Source organism: Halorhodospira sp. 9621, from assembly GCF_022228055.1.
GTDB classification, from domain to species: domain Bacteria; phylum Pseudomonadota; class Gammaproteobacteria; order Nitrococcales; family Halorhodospiraceae; genus Halorhodospira; species Halorhodospira halophila_A.
In genome coordinates this window covers 111,531-126,761 of sequence record NZ_JAJNRD010000004.1, presented here as the reverse complement: position 1 = coordinate 126,761, position 15,231 = coordinate 111,531, and the positions used below count along the sequence as shown (strand labels likewise).

The following is a 15,231-nucleotide window of genomic DNA, read 5'->3' as shown; positions in this document are numbered from 1 at the left end:
GTCAGCCCTCCCGGTGGTAGCTGGTAACCTGCTCCACCTCGTTTTTGGAGCCGAGGACCACCGGTGCCCGCTCGTGGATGTCGGTCGGATCGAGCTCAAGGATCCGCTGCCGGCCGGTGGTCGCGGCGCCGCCGGCCTGCTCGACGATGAGGCTCATGGGATTGGCCTCGTACATCAGGCGCAGGCGGCCGCTTTGTCCCTTGGCCTTGATCTTGGCGTCGAGCGGGTACATGAACACCCCCCCGCGGCAGAGGATGCGGTGGACCTCGGCGACCATCGAGGCCACCCAGCGCATGTTGAAGTCCTTGCCCCGCGGCCCCTCCTTGCCCTTGAGGCACTCATCGATGTAGCGCTGGACCGGTTCCTCCCAGTGACGCTGGTTGGAGACGTTGATGGCGAATTCCTTGGTGTCCTCCGGGATCTGCACGTCCTTGCGGGTAAGGATGAACTCGCCGAAGTCGCGGTTGAGCGTGAACATCTGCACGCCCTGGCCCTTGACCGCGAGCACCAGGATCGTTGACGGCCCGTAGAGGCAGTAGCCGGCGGCCACCTGCTCCGTGCCGCGCTGGAGGAAGTCCCCGGTCGAGGGCTTTTCGCTGCCCTGCGGGGCGCGGACGATGGAGAAGATCGTGCCCACGGAGACGTTCACGTCGATGTTCGACGAGCCGTCGAGCGGATCGCACAGCAGCAGGTAGCGGCCCCGCTGGGACGGGTTGGGCAGGGGGTAGATGTCGTCCATCTCCTCGGAGACGAGCCCGGCGATGTGGCCGTTCTGGGTCAGGGCCTCGATGAAGACCTCGTTGGTGACCACGTCGAGCTTCTTCTGGGTCTCGCCCTGGACGTTCTCCGAGTCCGCCGACCCAAGCATGCCGACCAGGTCGCCCTTGTTGACCAGGTCCGCGATGCGCTTGCAGGCGACGGAGATGTCGTTGAGCAGGCCGGTGAATTCGCCGGTGGCCTCCGGCAGGTTGCGCTGCGTCTCGATGATGTAGTTGGTCAGAGTCGTACCGATGTGCATGGTTTTCTCCCCTGGCGTGCGGTTTCCATGGCTTCTTTAATATCAACCGAGGACATCCGCCGCCGATGGCGCGGCGGCGGCAAGCGTTCGGCGCATTCCTCCGGTACATTGGTGCGCAAGCCCATAAGCGTCAACACACAAGTCTGATCGCATGCCAAAGAACGCACTATATGCTCAGTCCGGCGGCGTCTCGGCGGTCATCAACGCCAGCGCCTGGGGCGTCATCGAGGCGGTGCGCGGCCATCCGGCCCATTTCGGCACCTGCTATGCGGCCCGCAACGGGATCCTCGGGGTGCTCGAGGAGGAGATCATCGACCTCGACGAGGAGGATCCGCTGACTCTCGCCGCGCTGCGCCACACGCCCGGTGGCGCGTTCGGGTCGTGCCGCTTCGACCTCGGCGATCTCCACGCGGACCGGGCGCAGTACGAGCGCCTGGTGGAGGTCTTCCACGCCCACGACATCGGCTACTTCTTCTACAACGGCGGTGGCGGCTCCATGGATACCGCCCACAAGGTCGCGCGCATCGGCGACGAACTCGGTTACCCCATCACCGCCGTCGGTGTGCCCAAGACCATCGACAATGACCTGGGCATGACGGATACCAGCCCTGGGTTCGGGTCGGCGGCGAAGTTCATCGCCACCGTGGTCCGCGAGGCAAGCCTCGACGTCGAGTCGGCCCACACCACCTCGACCCGGGTCTTCATCCTCGAGGTGATGGGGCGTCACGCCGGGTGGTTGGCGGCGGCGGCGGCACTGGCTCAGGAGTATGACGGCCGGCCGCCAATGCTGATCCTCTTCCCCGAGAGCCCCTTCGATCTGGGCGACTTCCTGACCCAGCTGCAGATGGCGATCCGCACCCACGGCTACTGCGTGGTGGTTGCCTCGGAGGGGCTGAAGAACCCGGATGGCTCCCTGTTCTCGGTGGCGCAGAGCCATGACATCTACGCCTATACGCAGCTCGGCGGCGTGGCGCCGCGGCTCGCCGAGATCATCCGCCAGGAGACGGGGCACAAGCTGCACTGGTCGGTGGTGGACTACATTCAGCGGGCGGCCCGGCATCTGGCCTCGCGCACCGATGTCGAGCAGGCCTACGCCGTCGGGCGGGCTGCCGTGGAAGGGGTGGTGGCCGGCCGGCATGGCTTCATGCCGGTGATCCGCCGTGAATCGGACCAGCCGTATCGCTGGTCCATCGACCGGGTACCGCTCGAGGAGGTGGCGAGCATCGAGCGCGGGTTGCCGCCCTCGTTCATCTCGCCGGACGGCTACGGCATCACCGCCGCCTGTCGCGACTACCTGCGACCGCTGATCGAGGGCGAGGACTATCCGCCGTTCGAGCGCGGACTGCCCTGCTATCCGCGTATCCGCGGGGTACTACGCCCCCAGCGCTGCCCGCCGTTCCGCGCCGAACCGCCGGGTTAGTCCCCGGTCGGCGGCGCTCCGGCGCGCGACTCAACGTGGGCGAGGATGGCGTCGGCGTAGAGGCCGGCGGTGTCCTGCGCCGCCTGCACCGTGGCTGCCGCCTGCTCGCCCATCTCCCGGCGGGTCCGGGGATCCTGTGCCAGCTCGGCGATGGCGTGGCGCAGGTCGGTCTCATCGAAGAACCGCTGCGCCCCGCCGGCGGCCAGCAACCGCTCCGACTCTTCGGCAAAGTTGCTCATGTGCGGCCCGAACAGGATGGGCTTGCCCAGCCGGGCCGGCTCCACCAGGTTCTGCCCGCCGCGGCGGATCAGCGAGCCGCCGATGATCACCGTCTCCGCGCCGGCCATAAAGGCCTCCAGCTCCCCCAGGGTGTCGGCTACGTAGATGTCGGCCCACTGCCAGTCCTCGCCGGCCGAGCGCAGCGCCACCCGGAAACCGGCCTGCTGCAGCGACTGACGGATCGCCGGCCCGCGCTCTGGGTGGCGCGGGACGATGACCAGCAGCTGCGGCACGTCCCGCTCCCTGCGCGCCTCGGCCCAGCAATTGGCGATGCGGATCTCCTCATCATCATGGGTCGAGGCGGCCACCAGTGCCGGGCGCCGGAAGGCGAACGGCTCCGGGGGTGGGGTGATCGGCGGGGCCAGTTTCAGGCTGCCGAGGGTGTGCAGACGCTCGGCGGGGACGCCGAAGCCGGCGAAGCGCCGGGCGTCCAGGGTGCTGCGGGCCAGGATGAGATCGACGTGGGCTAGGGCCTTGCCCTGCAGCCGCCGGATCACCGCGGCCCCCTCGACGGTGCGATCGGAGAGCCGGGCGTTGGCCAGCAGCAGCGGGATGCTTCGCCGTGCGGTGGCGGCATAGAGATTCGGCCAGATCTCCGTCTCCAGGATCACCGCCGCGCGCGGCTGGAAGGTGTCCAGAAAGCGGCGCACCGCCCCGGGCCAGTCCAGTGGCAGGTAGGCGTGGCGGGTGGCGGCGGGCAGTACGTGGGCAGCGGTCTCGGCGCCGGTGGCGGTGGCCGTGGTGACCAGCAGTGGCAGCCCGGGTCGGCGCGCGGCGAGGGCGTGGACCAGCGGGGCTGCGGTGCGCACCTCGCCCACCGAGGCGCAGTGCAGCCACAGCGGCTGGTCCGCCTCGGTCAGTCCGTAGTATCCGCGGCGCTCGCGGCGCATACGGGCGCCGCCGCGCTGGCGAGTGCTGCGCACCAGCCACAGCCAGATCAGCGGTGACAGGCCGTAGAGCAGGGCGGTATAGACGGGTTTGAGCATCGGTTCAGTAGCGCGGGGGCTCACCCTCGGGTCGGGATTTGAAGCGTTTACGTACCCAGAAGTACTGCTCCGGCTGGTGCCGGATCCATCGCTCGATCAGTTGGTTGATGCGCGCGGTGTCGGCGTGGATGTCGCCGCTGGGGAAGGCCTCCAGTGGCGGCTCGAAGACCAGCCGGTAGCGCCCACCCGGCAGCCGCTGCGGGTAGTAGGGCAGCACGATGCAGTCGGTGCGCTCGGCCAGTCGCGCGGTGGCTGGTGTGGTGGCCGCCTGGATGCCGAAAAACGGCGCGAAGATGCCGCCGCGCCGCGGGGCGATGTTCTCGTCCGGCGCGTACCAGATGATGTCGCCGCCCTTGAGCGCGCGGATCATGCCGCGCATGTCTTGGTTGGAGATCACATCCTCGATGCGGCGGCGCCGATTGCGCCGGATCAGGGTGGCCACCAGCGGGTTGCGGTCCTCGCGGTAAAGGGCCTTGAACGGCGTGATCTGACGCACCCGGGCGCCGCTGAGCTCCAGGCCAAGCATGTGGCAGGTCAGCAGCAGGACGCCGCGACCGCTGTCGCGTGCGGCCTCGAGATGCTCTTGGCCGTGGACCTCGAAGAGCTCGGCGATGCGCTCCATGGGCAGCCACCAGCCCATGGCGGTCTCCACTACGCCGATGCCCATCAGCCGGAAGTTCTCCCGGGCGATGGTCTGCCGGCGCTGTGCGGAGAGTTCCGGGAAGCTCAGCTCCAGGTTGCGCAGGGCCAGCCGGCGCCGCTCCCCCGCCAGATGCCAGGCGAGTTCGCCGATCGCGGCGCCGATGGCCATGCGCGCCCGGTGGGGCAGGGCCACCACGCCCCGCAGCAGACCCAGCTGCAGCCACACCCCCCAGAAGCGCTGATGGAGGAAGCGCAGCTGCAGCAGGCGGTCGTCCTTCGGGGTGGGCCGGGCCCCGCGGCGCCGGCCCTTGGGGGCGGTCACGGTGTCGCTCAAAGCTTGAATGGGTTCCTCTTGGTCAGGCCGCGCAGCGGCGGTACCGCGGTATCGAAGACGCTCTGGGTGGACCAGGCGTTGGGCCCGGTGCGCGTGATGCGCAGGGCCTCCATCATCGGGCCGCTGCCGACGATGACGAACAGACGCCCGCCGATGGTCAGCGAGCTGTGGAAGCCGTCGTGGAGCTCCGGCAGGGAGCCAGTGACGGCGATCACGTCGTAGTGCTGGCCATCGTGCCAGCCGCTGGCAGCGTCGCCCTGGGCCAGCTCGATCTGCTCGCCCAGCCCGGCGGCCCCGAGCCGCTGCTGCGCCTGCCGGTGCAGGTCGGCTTGGAGCTCGACGCTGGTTACGTGGCCGCACAGGTGGGCCAGACAGGCGGTGACGTAGCCGCTGCCGGTGCCGATCTCCAGCGCCTTCTCGCCCGGGGCCGGGTCCAGTTCCTGGAGCATCCGCCCCTCCAGGCGGGGCTCCATCATGACCTCGCCGTTGCCCAGTGGCAGCTGCAGGTCGCTGTACGCCATCCCGCGCAGGTGCTCCGGCACGAACGCTTCTCGGGGGATCTCCTCCAGCACCTCCAGCACCCGCGGCTCGAGCACGTTCCACGGGCGGATCTGGCGGCGGATCATGTTGTCGCGTGCCGAATCAGTCACGCTTTGTGTCATTATAATCTCCTCCCCTCATCCCTGGAGCGATGGGCAGGGCAATCGTAGGGGGTCTGGTCGGGCGCGGCAAGCACTCCTTGCGTTGGCCGCCGGATGCTGGTATAAAAACCGCCTTTTCCGGCGGCTGCCGGCGAGCTGGGATTGAGGAGCGTAGTTATGTCCAAGGTCTGCCAAGTCACCGGCAAGCGTCCGGGTACGGGAAACAACGTTTCCCACGCCAACAACAAGACGCGCCGGCGTTTTCTGCCCAATCTGCACGATCACCGCTACTGGGTGGAGAGCGAGAATCGCTGGGTACGGCTGCGTGTCTCCGCCAAGGGCATGCGGATCATCGATAAACGCGGCATTGACGCGGTGCTCGCCGACATGCGGGCCCGTGGGGAGAGGGTCTAATGGCCGGGAAGAGCGCACGCGAAAAGATCAAGCTGGTGTCGAGCGCCGGCACGGGCCACTTCTACACCACCGACAAGAACAAGCGGAACACCCCGCACAAGCTTGAGATGAAGAAGTACGATCCGGTGGTGCGCAAGCACGTGACCTACCGCGAGACCAAGCTCAAGTAACACCGACGGCGTCCCCATGCGCCGTGTGGCGAACGGGCCCGGCTGCCTTCGGCACCGGGCCCGTGTCGTTTCGGGGTTCCGATCGCGCTTGACCGGTCCGCCTGGCTCGAAGACCCTTGCAGCCAGCCCCCCAACGCTGCATCGTGGAGAGTCCCTGCCATGTCGGAGGTCTTCCTGGCTCGTCAGCCGGTGTTCGACCGCGAACTGCGAGTCTGCGGCTACGAACTCCTCTACCGCGGCGGGCGCGAGGACTCGGCCCGTTTTGTCGACGGCGACGCCGCCACTGCCACGGTCATCCTCAACGCCTTCATGGAGATCGGGCTCCGCGCGGTCACCGGCGGGCAGCCGGCGTATCTCAACCTCACCCGACGATTCCTCCTGCAGCAGCCCGTCCCGTTCCCGCAGCACGAGGTGGTCCTTGAGGTCCTGGAGGACATTGAGCCGGACGCCGAGCTGAGGGGGGCGCTGTGCCGGCTGTCACGGCAGGGCTACCGCATTGCCCTGGATGACTATTTGCTCGACGGCTCGGGGCGGGAGCGCCTGCTGCCCTGCGTGGACATGGTCAAGGTGGACGTGCTCGGTATGGCGCCGCAGGAGATCGTCCGCCACGCTCGGACTCTGCAGCGCCAGGGGGTGCCCGCCCTGCTCGCCGAGAAGATCGAGAGCCGGGAGGTTATGGAGCTCTGCCGCGCCGCGGGGTTCGATTACTTCCAGGGCTTCTTCCTGTCGCGGCCGTCGACCCTCTCGCGGCGCTCGGTGCCGCACAACCGCCTGCCATTGCTGCGCCTGATCGCCTCGCTGCAGCGCCCGGAGCTGGATGTCCGCGAGATCGAGCGGATCATCGGCCAGGACGTCTCGCTGTCGTACAAGATCCTGCGTTACCTGGCCTCGCCGCTGTTCCCCACGCGGGATATCGACAGCATCCGTGCCGCCGTGCTCTATCTGGGGCGGCGGCAGCTGGCCAACTGGGCCGTGCTGCTGGCCATGACCTCCTACGGCGATCAACCCTCCGAGCGCATCGTGGCCCTACTGGTGCGTGCGCGCACCTGCGAGCAGCTCGTCCGGCACCGCCACGGTGGCTCGGACCCCGGAGCGGCGTTCACCATCGGTCTGTTCTCGGGGCTCGATGCGGTGCTCGATGCGCCGCTGTCGGTCATCTGTGCCGAGTTGCCGCTGAGCACCGAGGTGCGTCAGGCTCTGCTCGAGCTTGAAGGCCCTTACGGCGGCATCCTCGCGGCGGTGCTGGCCCAAGAGCGCGGCGACTGGGAGCGCCTGGCCGGAAGCGGTATCGAGCCGCTGCAGGTCAATCACCACTACCTCGAGGCGCTGCGCTGGGCGGACGCCCAGTGGGCCTGGCTGGCCCATCTCTCCCGGGCCGAGCGCGCCGATCGACTCCCGCCGCGGCGGCGCGGCTCGCCGTCGTCGTCGTGATTCGGGTGGGGACGCCGCGTGCCTGAGCTGCCCGAGGTGGAGACCATCCGCCGTGGCCTGGAGGAGCACCTGGTCGGACGGGCGCTGCAGCGCGTCGTGGTGCGCCAGCCGCGGTTGCGCTATCCCGTCCCGGCCGGGCTGGAGGCCGCTGTTGCCGGCGAGCCGGTGGTGGCCCTGGAACGCCGCGCCAAGTACCTGCTCATCCGCCTCGCCGGTGGCGCCTGGCTGCTGCTGCACTTGGGCATGTCCGGGAGCCTGCGCTTGGTGGCGGCGACCGATGCGCCCGGGCGGCATGACCACGTCGATCTGGTGCTCGACGACGGCCGCGCCCTGCGGCTGACCGACCCGCGGCGTTTCGGCTGCCTGCTCCTCGGCGAGGGCGACCCCGAGGCCCATCGGCTGCTCTCCCGCCTGGGGCCCGAACCGTTGGGGCCGGCGTTCGACGGCGCGTATCTGCACCGCGCCGCCCGGGGGCGCCGGGTGGCGGTGAAGGCCTTCCTGATGGATGCCACCGTGGTGGTCGGGGTCGGGAACATCTACGCCAACGAGGCGCTCTTTCGTGCCGGGATCCGCCCGGATCGCGCCGCCGGGCGCATCGCGCGGGTGCGGTACGAGCGCCTGGCCGGGGCCGTGCGGGAGGTTCTGGAGGCGGCGCTGGCGGCCGGTGGCACCACCCTGCGCGACTTCACCGACGGCGCGGGGCGGCCGGGGTATTTCGCCGTCGATCTGTCGGTCTACGGCGGCTCCAGCTGCCCGTCCTGCGCCAGTGCGCTGCGCCAGCTCCGGGTGGCGCAGCGCGGGACCTGGTTTTGCCCCCGCTGCCAGCGCTGAGCGTGCTCAGAGCGCCGGCTGCCCCAGCCACAGGCCGATGGCGAACAGGGTCATGAACAGCAGGATGATGAACACGTCGCGCAGCATCCGGAACAGGTCGTCGAGCTTGGGGACCGGGGCCCGGACGCCGTAGTCCCGTGGGTCGAGGGTCCCTTCGTCGGCCCGGGCGATGATCTCCCGGGCCAGTTCCCGCGCCCACGGTGGGGTGCGGTCCTGGTCGCGCATGTACAGCCCGAAGAGACGGTCCAGGTCCTCGCGCCTGGCAATGCGCCGGAACTGGTGCCAGTGGGCGAGGGCGAAGAAGTCGTACTCGGAGATCTGCAGCAGCTGTGCCGCCTCGAGCACGCTGTTGTCGTAGACCAGCGGCTTGAACCACGACCAGGCCATGGCGCCCTCCTTTTCGCGGGGTGCGGGTCAGGGAACGCGGCGGACGCGCAGGCGCAGCGCCTCCGCCACGGCCGGGTGGACGAAGCGCGAGACATCGCCGCCCAGGGCGGCGACCTCACGGACCAGGCTCGAGGAGATGAACGCGTACTGCTCCGCCGGGGTGAGGAAGACAGTCTCGACGTCGGCGCGCAGCTGGCGGTTCATGCTTGCCAGCTGGAACTCGTATTCGAAATCGGAGACGGCCCGCAGGCCCCGGACGATGACTTGTGCCTCGTGGTGCGCTACGAAGTCCACCAGCAGGGAGGTGAAGGCCTCCACCTGGACATTGTCGACGCCGGCCAACGCGGTGCGGGCCAGCTCCAGGCGTTCCTCCACGGCGAAGGTGGGGGTCTTCGAGGGGCTGGGGTTGGCGGCAACGCCGACGATCAGGCGGTCGAACAGTCGCGCCCCGCGCTGGATCAGATCGGTGTGCCCGTGGGTGATCGGGTCGAAGGTCCCCGGGTAGATGGCGGTTACGCCCATCAATGGCTCCTCAGTCCTCATCTCGGTTGGTTCCGTCCGCGCGCAGCAGCCGAAAGCGGCAGCGTCCGGCCTGGCCTTCCCGGTGCACGGACCAGCTGGCGGGCAGTTCCGGTGTCGGCGCATTCCGATCGTCTTCAATATAGATCTGCGCCCCGGGCGTCAGCCATCCCGCCGTGGCTAGCCGCTGGCAACACACCTCCAGAAGCCCGCTGCCGTAGGGCGGATCCAGGAAGACGATCTCAAAGGGCGCTGCAGGAGGCCCCTGCAGGTAGTCGGCGCCGTCGGCCACCTCGATGCGGGCGCCCGTCGCCGCCAGGGTGGTGAGGTTGCCCCGCAAGCCGTCGGCGATGCGCCGGTCACGCTCGACCAGGACCACCTCGGCGGCGCCACGCGACAACGCCTCCAGGCCCAGTGCCCCGGTGCCGGCGAACAGGTCCAAGCAGCGCGCCCCCGGCAGCATCGGCGCGAGCCAGTTGAACAGCGTCTCGCGGACCCGGTCGCCGGTCGGCCGGACCCCGGCCTGGGCCGGGATCGGAAGGCGTCGGCCCCGCCACTGCCCGGCGATGATGCGCAGCTCGCTCCCGCGTCGGCGGCTCACGGCGGATCCATCTCCACGTCGGCGTCCTCCACCCCCGGGCCGACCAGGACGGTGACCATCCGCGCCAGGTCCAGCCGCTCGTCCAGGGCCCGGCGGATTGCCTGCTCATCGACGGCCTCCATGCGCGGGATGTAGCGCGCCAGGTGATCGGCGGGCAGGCGGTTTGCCGCCAGGACGCTGAGCTGCCCGGCCAGGGCCGAGTTGTTCGCCACGCTCAGCGGGAAGGCGCCGGTTAGATGGCGCACCGCCGCGTCGATCTCCTCGCTGTCCAGCCCGTCCCGGGCCAGGCGCTCGATCTCCCCGCGCAGCACCTCCAGGGCCTCCTCGCTGCGGCCAGCCTCGACGGTGGAACGGATCAGCCACGGGCCACGCTGCGGCATGATGTTGAGACTCGAGGAAGAGGCGTAGGAGAGGCCGCGCTCTTCGCGCATGCTCTGGTAGAGCCGCGAGACCAGGCCCCCGCCGCCGAGGACGTGATTGGCAACCCGCAGCGGGTACTCCAGCTCCTCCTCGCCGCGGGCGATGGCGGGCAGGCCCATCATCAGCGCGGTCTGCGAGGCGGGGAAGTCGATGCGGACCTCCGTCTCTTTCGGCTCGCTCGGGGGGGCGGGTAGCGAGGGCGCGGGTTCGCCGGCCTCCATGGCGCCGAGGAGCCGGGCGGCCAGCGCTTCGGCCTCCTCGCGGTCGAGATCACCAACGATGGCAACGCTGGCGTTGGCGGCGACGTAGTGCTCCGCGTGGAAGGCCGCCACGCGCGCCGCGTCCAGGCTGTCCAGCCCCGCCTCGGTGCCCGAGGCCGGAGTGGCGTAGGGGTGATCGCCGTACATGGCCGCGTAGAGCGAGCGCAGGGCGATGCGCGAGGCCGACTGCCGCTCGGCCCGCAGGGCCTGCTGCATGCGCCTGCGCTCCCGCTCGACGGCGGCGTCGTCGAAGCTCGGCGCGCCGAGCACTTGCTCGAGCAGCTCCGTTGAGGCGTCCAGGGCAGCGCTTTCGGAGAGGCTGCGCAGATGGACCTCGGCCTGGTGGCGGCCGGCGGAGGTGTTCAGCCGCGCGCCGACATCCTCCAGGCGGCGGGCCAGTTCGCCGGCGTCCATGTCGCCGGCCCCCTGGTCCAGGGTGCGCGCGGTGAGCCCGGCCAGGCCCGGTGTGCCGCGGTCGCGGGCACTGCCGGCGTCAAGGATCACCCGGACGTCCACCATCGGGAGTTCGCGGGCTTCGATGAAGTAGACGGCAGCCCCCTCGCGGCCGTCCCAGCGTTGCACCTCAGGTCCGAACGGATCGGCCTGCGCGGGGACGGCCAGCAGGGTGGTGGCGGCCACGGCAGCGGCGCGCAATCGATCCAGCAGACGCATCACTCCTCCTCGCCGGGCAGCAGGCGGCCCACGGTGAGCCGTTCCGGTTCTAGGTAGGTGCGGGCGACGCGCTGGATGTCCTCCGGCGTGACCGCGCGCACCCGCTCCTCGAAGCGCTGCGCCTCCTCCCAGCCGATCCCGGTGCTGGCCAGTCGGCCCAGGCGCTGGGCGCGCCCCATGGGGGCGTCTTGGGCGTAGACCTCGGCCGCGAGCAGGCGGGTGATGGCGCGCTCGAGTTCCGAGTCCTCCACCGGATCGTCGCGGAGCCGGCGAACCTGCTCGCGCAGGGCGGATTCCAGCTCGTCCAGGTCGTGGCCCTCGGACGGCCTCGCCACCAGCGAGAACAGCGTGTCGAGGCGTGCTACCGGGGAGTAGCCGACTGAGGCGCTGGTCGCCAGGCCGGGGCCGCGCACCAGTTCCTCGGGCAGCCGGGCGGAGCGTCCGCCATCGAGCAGCTCGGCGGCGAGCAGCAGGGCGTAGGCGTCGCTGGGCTCGGCCGCCGTGGCCAGCGAGGGGACGTTGTAGCCGAGGAAGAGCAGCGGCACGCGGGCATCCTCGAAGCGCACCTCGATGCGCCGCTCACCGGGGCCGGTCGCGATCTCGCGCCCTTCCGGCGGCGGCTCGACCTCGCCCGCGGGGACCGCGCCGAAGTGGCGCTCGGCCAGCTCGAAGACCCGCTCGGGTTCCACGGCACCGACCACCACCAGGGTGGCGTTGCCCGGCGTGTACCAACGCTGATACCAGGCCTCGAGCTCCTCGAGACGCAGGCGGTCCAGGTCCTTGCGCCAGCCGATGATCGGGTGGCGATACGGGCTGGCCATGTGCGCGGTGGCGGTGAAGCGCTCGAAGGCCCGGGCCTCGGGCGGGTCGTCCACGCGCTGGCGGCGCTCCTCATGGATGACCTGCATCTCGCGCTGGAACTCCTCGGAGTCGAAGACCAGCCGGTGCATGCGCTCGGCCTCGAGCTCCAGGGCCAGTTCCAGGCGGTCGGCGGCCAGCAGCTGGAAGTAACCGGTGAAGTCGCGGGCGGTGAAGGCGTTGGTCCGCCCGCCCTCGCGGGCGATTAGGCGTGCAAACTCGCCGGTCCCGCGCACCTCAGTGCCCTTGAACATCATGTGTTCGACGGCGTGGGAGATGCCGGTGATCGGTCGATGCTCGTGTCCGGAGCCGACGTGATACCAGAGCATCGAGGCGACCACGCCGCCGCGGTGGTCCTCCTGAACAAGGACGGTCAGGCCGTTGTCCAGCTCGTGGTGGTGGATCCGGTCCGCCGCCGCGGCGGACGCCAGGCCGAAGAGTAGGAGGGTGGTGAGCAGTCTGAGCGGGGCCATGGCTCCTCTGGGTCGGGTCGCCGCCGGGTTCCGATCCAATGGTAGGATACCCGACAGCACAAGTCGCGGGCGGCCGTTGCCCATCGAACCCCGCGGCATCCCTGAGACCACAATCGTGCCGAAGGCCATGAGCGAAAGCGAGAAGACCGAGAAGCGCCCCGGACTGATGGGGCGGCTGCGCAACGGGCTGCGGCGCACCCGCAGCGGGCTCACCGAAGGGCTTGCGACGCTGTTCGTCGGCCGCCGTGAACTCGACGACGAGCTGCTCGAGGAACTCGAGATGCGGCTGCTCCAGGCCGACGTGGGCATGGAGGCGACGCAGAAGGTGCTCGATGGGCTGGTCGAGCGCCTCGGCGGCTCCGCGGGTGGCTCCGGCGAGACGGTGCTCGAGGCCCTGCGCGGCGAGATCGTCAAGGTGCTTCAGCCGGTGGAGCAGCCGCTGCAGGTCGATCCGGCCAAGCGCCCTTACGTCATCCTCACGGTCGGGGTCAACGGCGCCGGCAAGACCACCACCATCGGCAAGCTGGCGGCCCGCTTCCAGAGCGAGGGGCAGTCGGTGATGGTCGCCGCCGGGGATACCTTCCGGGCTGCTGCGGTGGATCAGCTCCAGCAGTGGGGCGAGCGGGTTGGCTGCCCGGTCATCGCCCAGCCCATCGGCTCGGATCCGGCCTCCGTGGTCTACGACGCCCACCAGGCGGCGCGGGCCCGGGGTGTGGATGTGCTCATCGCCGACACCGCCGGTCGCCTGCACACCCAGGACAACCTGATGGAGGAGCTGCGCAAGATCCGCCGCGTGCTCGGCCGTCAGGACAATGAGGCGCCCCACGAGACCCTGTTGGTCCTCGACGGCGGGAATGGCCAGAACGCCCTGGCCCAGGCCGAGCAGTTCGGCCGGGCGGTGGATGTCACCGGCCTGGCCGTGACCAAGCTGGACGGTACCGCCCGCGGTGGCGTGCTGCTGGCGCTGGCCGAGCGGCTGCAGGTGCCGGTGCGCTATATCGGCGTCGGCGAGAGGGTTGAGGACCTGCGCACCTTCCGCGCGGCCGATTTTGCGGAGGCGCTGACCGCGGAATGATCCACTTCGACCGGGTCAGCAAGCGCTACCCGCGCGCTGGCCAGGACGGCTTGCGCGGCGTCAGCCTGGAGATCGGGCAGGGGGAGCTGGTCTTCATCACCGGTCACTCCGGCGCTGGCAAGAGCACCTTGCTGCGCCTGATCCCCCGCCTGGAGCAGCCCAGCGGAGGACGGGTGGTGGTCGCCGGCGTCGATGTGGGCCAGCTGCCCCGGCGCAGGATCCCGCTGCTGCGCCAGCGGGTCGGGGTCACCTTTCAGGATCACCGTCTGTTGGCCGACCGCAGCGTCTTCGGCAACGTCGCCCTGCCCCTGGAGATCGCGGGCGTGCCCCGCCGCGAGGCGGCGCGCCGGGTCCGGGCGGCCCTGGATAAGGTCGGCCTCCTGCACAAGGAGTCGAGCGCTCCTGAAGCCCTCTCCGGTGGCGAACAGCAGCGGGTGGGCATCGCCCGCGCGGTGGTCAACCGGCCCCCGGTGCTGCTGGCCGACGAGCCCACCGGCAATCTGGACCCGGGACTCTCCGAGGAGATCATGCGGTTGTTTACCTCGTTCGTGAGCATCGGCACCACGGTGCTGATCGCCAGCCACGACCTGGAGCTGGTCGAGCGCCTCGGCCGCCGCACCCTGACCCTGCGCCAGGGCGAGCTGGTCGGTGACCGGCCGGCCCGCGAGGCAGCCTGATGGCGCGTCGTCCAGAGCGCGGGGCGACGCCCCGGCGTCGCCAGAGCCGGGCCGAGGCACGCGCGCAGCGCAAGGCGGTGCGTGCCAGCCGGCGCAGTGACGCCGGTGCCGGCGCACAGCTGCTGGCGGGCCCCTTGCTCTATCTGTTTCGCCATGCTCAGGCGTTGACGGCGGCGCTGCAGCGGACCCAGGGGGCGCCCCTGCACAGCCTGCTGACCAGCGCCGTGGTGGGGATCGCCCTGGCGCTGCCGGCGGCCTTCATGCTCAGTCTGGAAAATGCCGAGCGCGTGGCCGGCGGCTGGGAAGACGGGGCGCCGCAGATCTCGCTTTTCCTGGCCCGCGATGCCGGGCCGGAGACTCTGCGTGAGCAGGCCGAGGCGGCGGCCGAACGCTCGGGCGTGACCGGCGTGGAGCCGGTGACACCGGATGCGGCGCTGGAGGAGTTTCGGGCCGGCACCGACTTCGATGCCGCGCTGGAGTTGCTTGACGAGAACCCGCTACCGCCGGTGCTCGTGGTGACCGCTGACCGCGGCCTCGATCCCGGGGCGGTGGCCGAGCTGGCCGAGTCGCTGGCCGACGACCCGGCCGTGGTGCGCATGCGCCTCGACCAGGAGTGGGTGGAGCGTCTGCACGCCATGATGACCCTGGCCGAGCGGGCGCTCTGGTCGGTCGGGGTGCTGCTGGCGCTGGCGGTGATCCTGGTCATCGGCAACACCATCCGCCTCACCATCGAGAGCCGGCGCCACGAGATCGAGATCATCAAGCTCATCGGCGGGGGGGACGGTTTCGTGCGCCGGCCGTTCCTCTACGAGGGCCTCGGCTACGGAGTGCTCGGCGGGGTGCTGGCCTGGGTGCTCACCGAACTCGGTCGTTGGGCCCTGGCCGGGCCGGCCAGCCGGCTGGCGGCCGCCTACGGCACCGAGTTCACCCTCAGTGGGCTGGGGCTGGCCAACGGCCTGCTCCTGCTGCTCGGCGGCGCCGTCCTCGGCGTACTGGGGGCGTGGACCGCCGTGGCCCGCCACCTGAGCGCCATCGAACCGCGGTGAATCGTCATGGCCCGCTGAATGCTTTATAATATGCGGCATCCGGTCGCGGGGCCGTCCCTTGAAATCCTCCGGTCCCG

The 15,231-nt window shown here is 70.2% G+C and carries 17 protein-coding genes; 8 read left to right on the top strand and 9 right to left on the bottom strand.

Annotation, left to right across the window (positions count from 1 at the left end; translation table 11 throughout):
* Position 1: 1 nt before the first annotated feature.
* Entirely contained in the window at positions 2–1,018 is a 1,017-nt protein-coding gene (locus tag LRF89_RS03725) for a class 1 fructose-bisphosphatase (protein ID WP_201241830.1), read from the bottom strand.
* A gap of 151 nt (positions 1,019–1,169) precedes the next feature.
* Between LRF89_RS03725 and LRF89_RS03720 the strand changes: the two genes are divergently transcribed.
* Entirely contained in the window at positions 1,170–2,438 is a 1,269-nt protein-coding gene (locus LRF89_RS03720; RefSeq protein WP_201173325.1) for a 6-phosphofructokinase, read from the top strand.
* On the opposite strand, the gene LRF89_RS03715 is transcribed toward LRF89_RS03720, so the two are convergent.
* From LRF89_RS03715 to LRF89_RS03705, 3 genes are read right to left on the bottom strand one after another with little or no spacing between them, the layout of a single operon-like run.
* A complete protein-coding gene (locus tag LRF89_RS03715; protein WP_201241829.1) occupies positions 2,435–3,703 on the bottom strand; it encodes a 3-deoxy-D-manno-octulosonic acid transferase in 1,269 nt (422 codons plus the stop codon). The two genes, LRF89_RS03720 and LRF89_RS03715, sit on opposite strands and share 4 nt — an antisense overlap.
* Positions 3,704–3,707: 4 nt before the next feature.
* Complete coding sequence (gene lpxL / locus LRF89_RS03710) at positions 3,708–4,679, bottom strand: LpxL/LpxP family Kdo(2)-lipid IV(A) lauroyl/palmitoleoyl acyltransferase (protein WP_238636613.1); 972 nt, start codon at positions 4,677–4,679, stop codon at positions 3,708–3,710.
* Positions 4,676–5,341 (bottom strand): protein-L-isoaspartate O-methyltransferase family protein, encoded by a 666-nt coding sequence (locus LRF89_RS03705; protein ID WP_201173305.1) that lies wholly within the window; start codon positions 5,339–5,341, stop codon positions 4,676–4,678. The genes lpxL and LRF89_RS03705 overlap by 4 nt, the downstream gene beginning before the upstream one ends.
* Before the next feature lie 156 nt (positions 5,342–5,497).
* On the opposite strand from LRF89_RS03705, the gene rpmB reads away from it, so the two are divergent.
* The 4 genes from rpmB to mutM all read left to right on the top strand — a co-directional run bounded on the left by rpmB (position 5,498) and on the right by mutM (position 8,166).
* A complete protein-coding gene (rpmB, locus tag LRF89_RS03700) occupies positions 5,498–5,734 on the top strand; it encodes a 50S ribosomal protein L28 (protein WP_201173302.1) in 237 nt (78 codons plus the stop codon).
* Positions 5,734–5,904, top strand: coding sequence for a 50S ribosomal protein L33 (gene rpmG / locus LRF89_RS03695; RefSeq protein WP_011815098.1), 171 nt, complete (start codon positions 5,734–5,736; stop codon positions 5,902–5,904). Before rpmB ends, rpmG begins: the two co-directional genes overlap by 1 nt.
* Positions 5,905–6,063: 159 nt before the next feature.
* Positions 6,064–7,335: an EAL and HDOD domain-containing protein gene (locus LRF89_RS03690; protein WP_201173300.1), complete on the top strand. Its 1,272-nt coding sequence runs from the start codon at positions 6,064–6,066 to the stop codon at positions 7,333–7,335.
* A gap of 18 nt (positions 7,336–7,353) precedes the next feature.
* The gene (gene mutM, locus LRF89_RS03685) at positions 7,354–8,166 is read left to right on the top strand and encodes a bifunctional DNA-formamidopyrimidine glycosylase/DNA-(apurinic or apyrimidinic site) lyase (RefSeq protein WP_201173298.1); all 813 of its coding nucleotides are present in this window, start codon (positions 7,354–7,356) and stop codon (positions 8,164–8,166) included.
* A 6-nt stretch (positions 8,167–8,172) separates the two neighbouring features.
* Here mutM and LRF89_RS03680 read toward each other — a convergent pair whose 3' ends face one another.
* Genes LRF89_RS03680 through LRF89_RS03660 form a run of 5 tightly spaced genes read right to left on the bottom strand, consistent with a single transcriptional unit; the run spans position 8,173 to position 12,356 of the window.
* Complete coding sequence (locus LRF89_RS03680; protein ID WP_201173288.1) at positions 8,173–8,553, bottom strand: hypothetical protein; 381 nt, start codon at positions 8,551–8,553, stop codon at positions 8,173–8,175.
* 27 nt (positions 8,554–8,580) lie between these two features.
* A complete protein-coding gene (gene coaD, locus LRF89_RS03675; protein WP_201173285.1) occupies positions 8,581–9,075 on the bottom strand; it encodes a pantetheine-phosphate adenylyltransferase in 495 nt (164 codons plus the stop codon).
* A gap of 10 nt (positions 9,076–9,085) precedes the next feature.
* Positions 9,086–9,673: a 16S rRNA (guanine(966)-N(2))-methyltransferase RsmD gene (gene rsmD, locus LRF89_RS03670; protein WP_201173270.1), complete on the bottom strand. Its 588-nt coding sequence runs from the start codon at positions 9,671–9,673 to the stop codon at positions 9,086–9,088.
* Positions 9,670–11,025, bottom strand: a complete 1,356-nt coding sequence (locus tag LRF89_RS03665; RefSeq protein WP_201173255.1) for a M16 family metallopeptidase — start codon at positions 11,023–11,025, stop codon at positions 9,670–9,672. The genes rsmD and LRF89_RS03665 overlap by 4 nt, the downstream gene beginning before the upstream one ends.
* Positions 11,025–12,356 (bottom strand): M16 family metallopeptidase, encoded by a 1,332-nt coding sequence (locus LRF89_RS03660; RefSeq protein ID WP_201173253.1) that lies wholly within the window; start codon positions 12,354–12,356, stop codon positions 11,025–11,027. The genes LRF89_RS03665 and LRF89_RS03660 overlap by 1 nt, the downstream gene beginning before the upstream one ends.
* A 127-nt stretch (positions 12,357–12,483) precedes the next feature.
* Here LRF89_RS03660 and ftsY point away from each other — a divergent pair, with 127 nt between their 5' ends.
* From ftsY to ftsX, 3 genes are read left to right on the top strand one after another with little or no spacing between them, the layout of a single operon-like run.
* The gene (gene ftsY / locus LRF89_RS03655) at positions 12,484–13,431 is read left to right on the top strand and encodes a signal recognition particle-docking protein FtsY (protein WP_238636612.1); all 948 of its coding nucleotides are present in this window, start codon (positions 12,484–12,486) and stop codon (positions 13,429–13,431) included.
* On the top strand, positions 13,428–14,108 hold the full coding sequence (ftsE, locus tag LRF89_RS03650) for a cell division ATP-binding protein FtsE (RefSeq protein ID WP_201173249.1): 681 nt from the start codon (positions 13,428–13,430) through the stop codon (positions 14,106–14,108). The genes ftsY and ftsE overlap by 4 nt, the downstream gene beginning before the upstream one ends.
* Entirely contained in the window at positions 14,108–15,154 is a 1,047-nt protein-coding gene (gene ftsX / locus LRF89_RS03645; protein WP_201241823.1) for a permease-like cell division protein FtsX, read from the top strand. The genes ftsE and ftsX overlap by 1 nt, the downstream gene beginning before the upstream one ends.
* Positions 15,155–15,231: the final 77 nt, after the last annotated feature.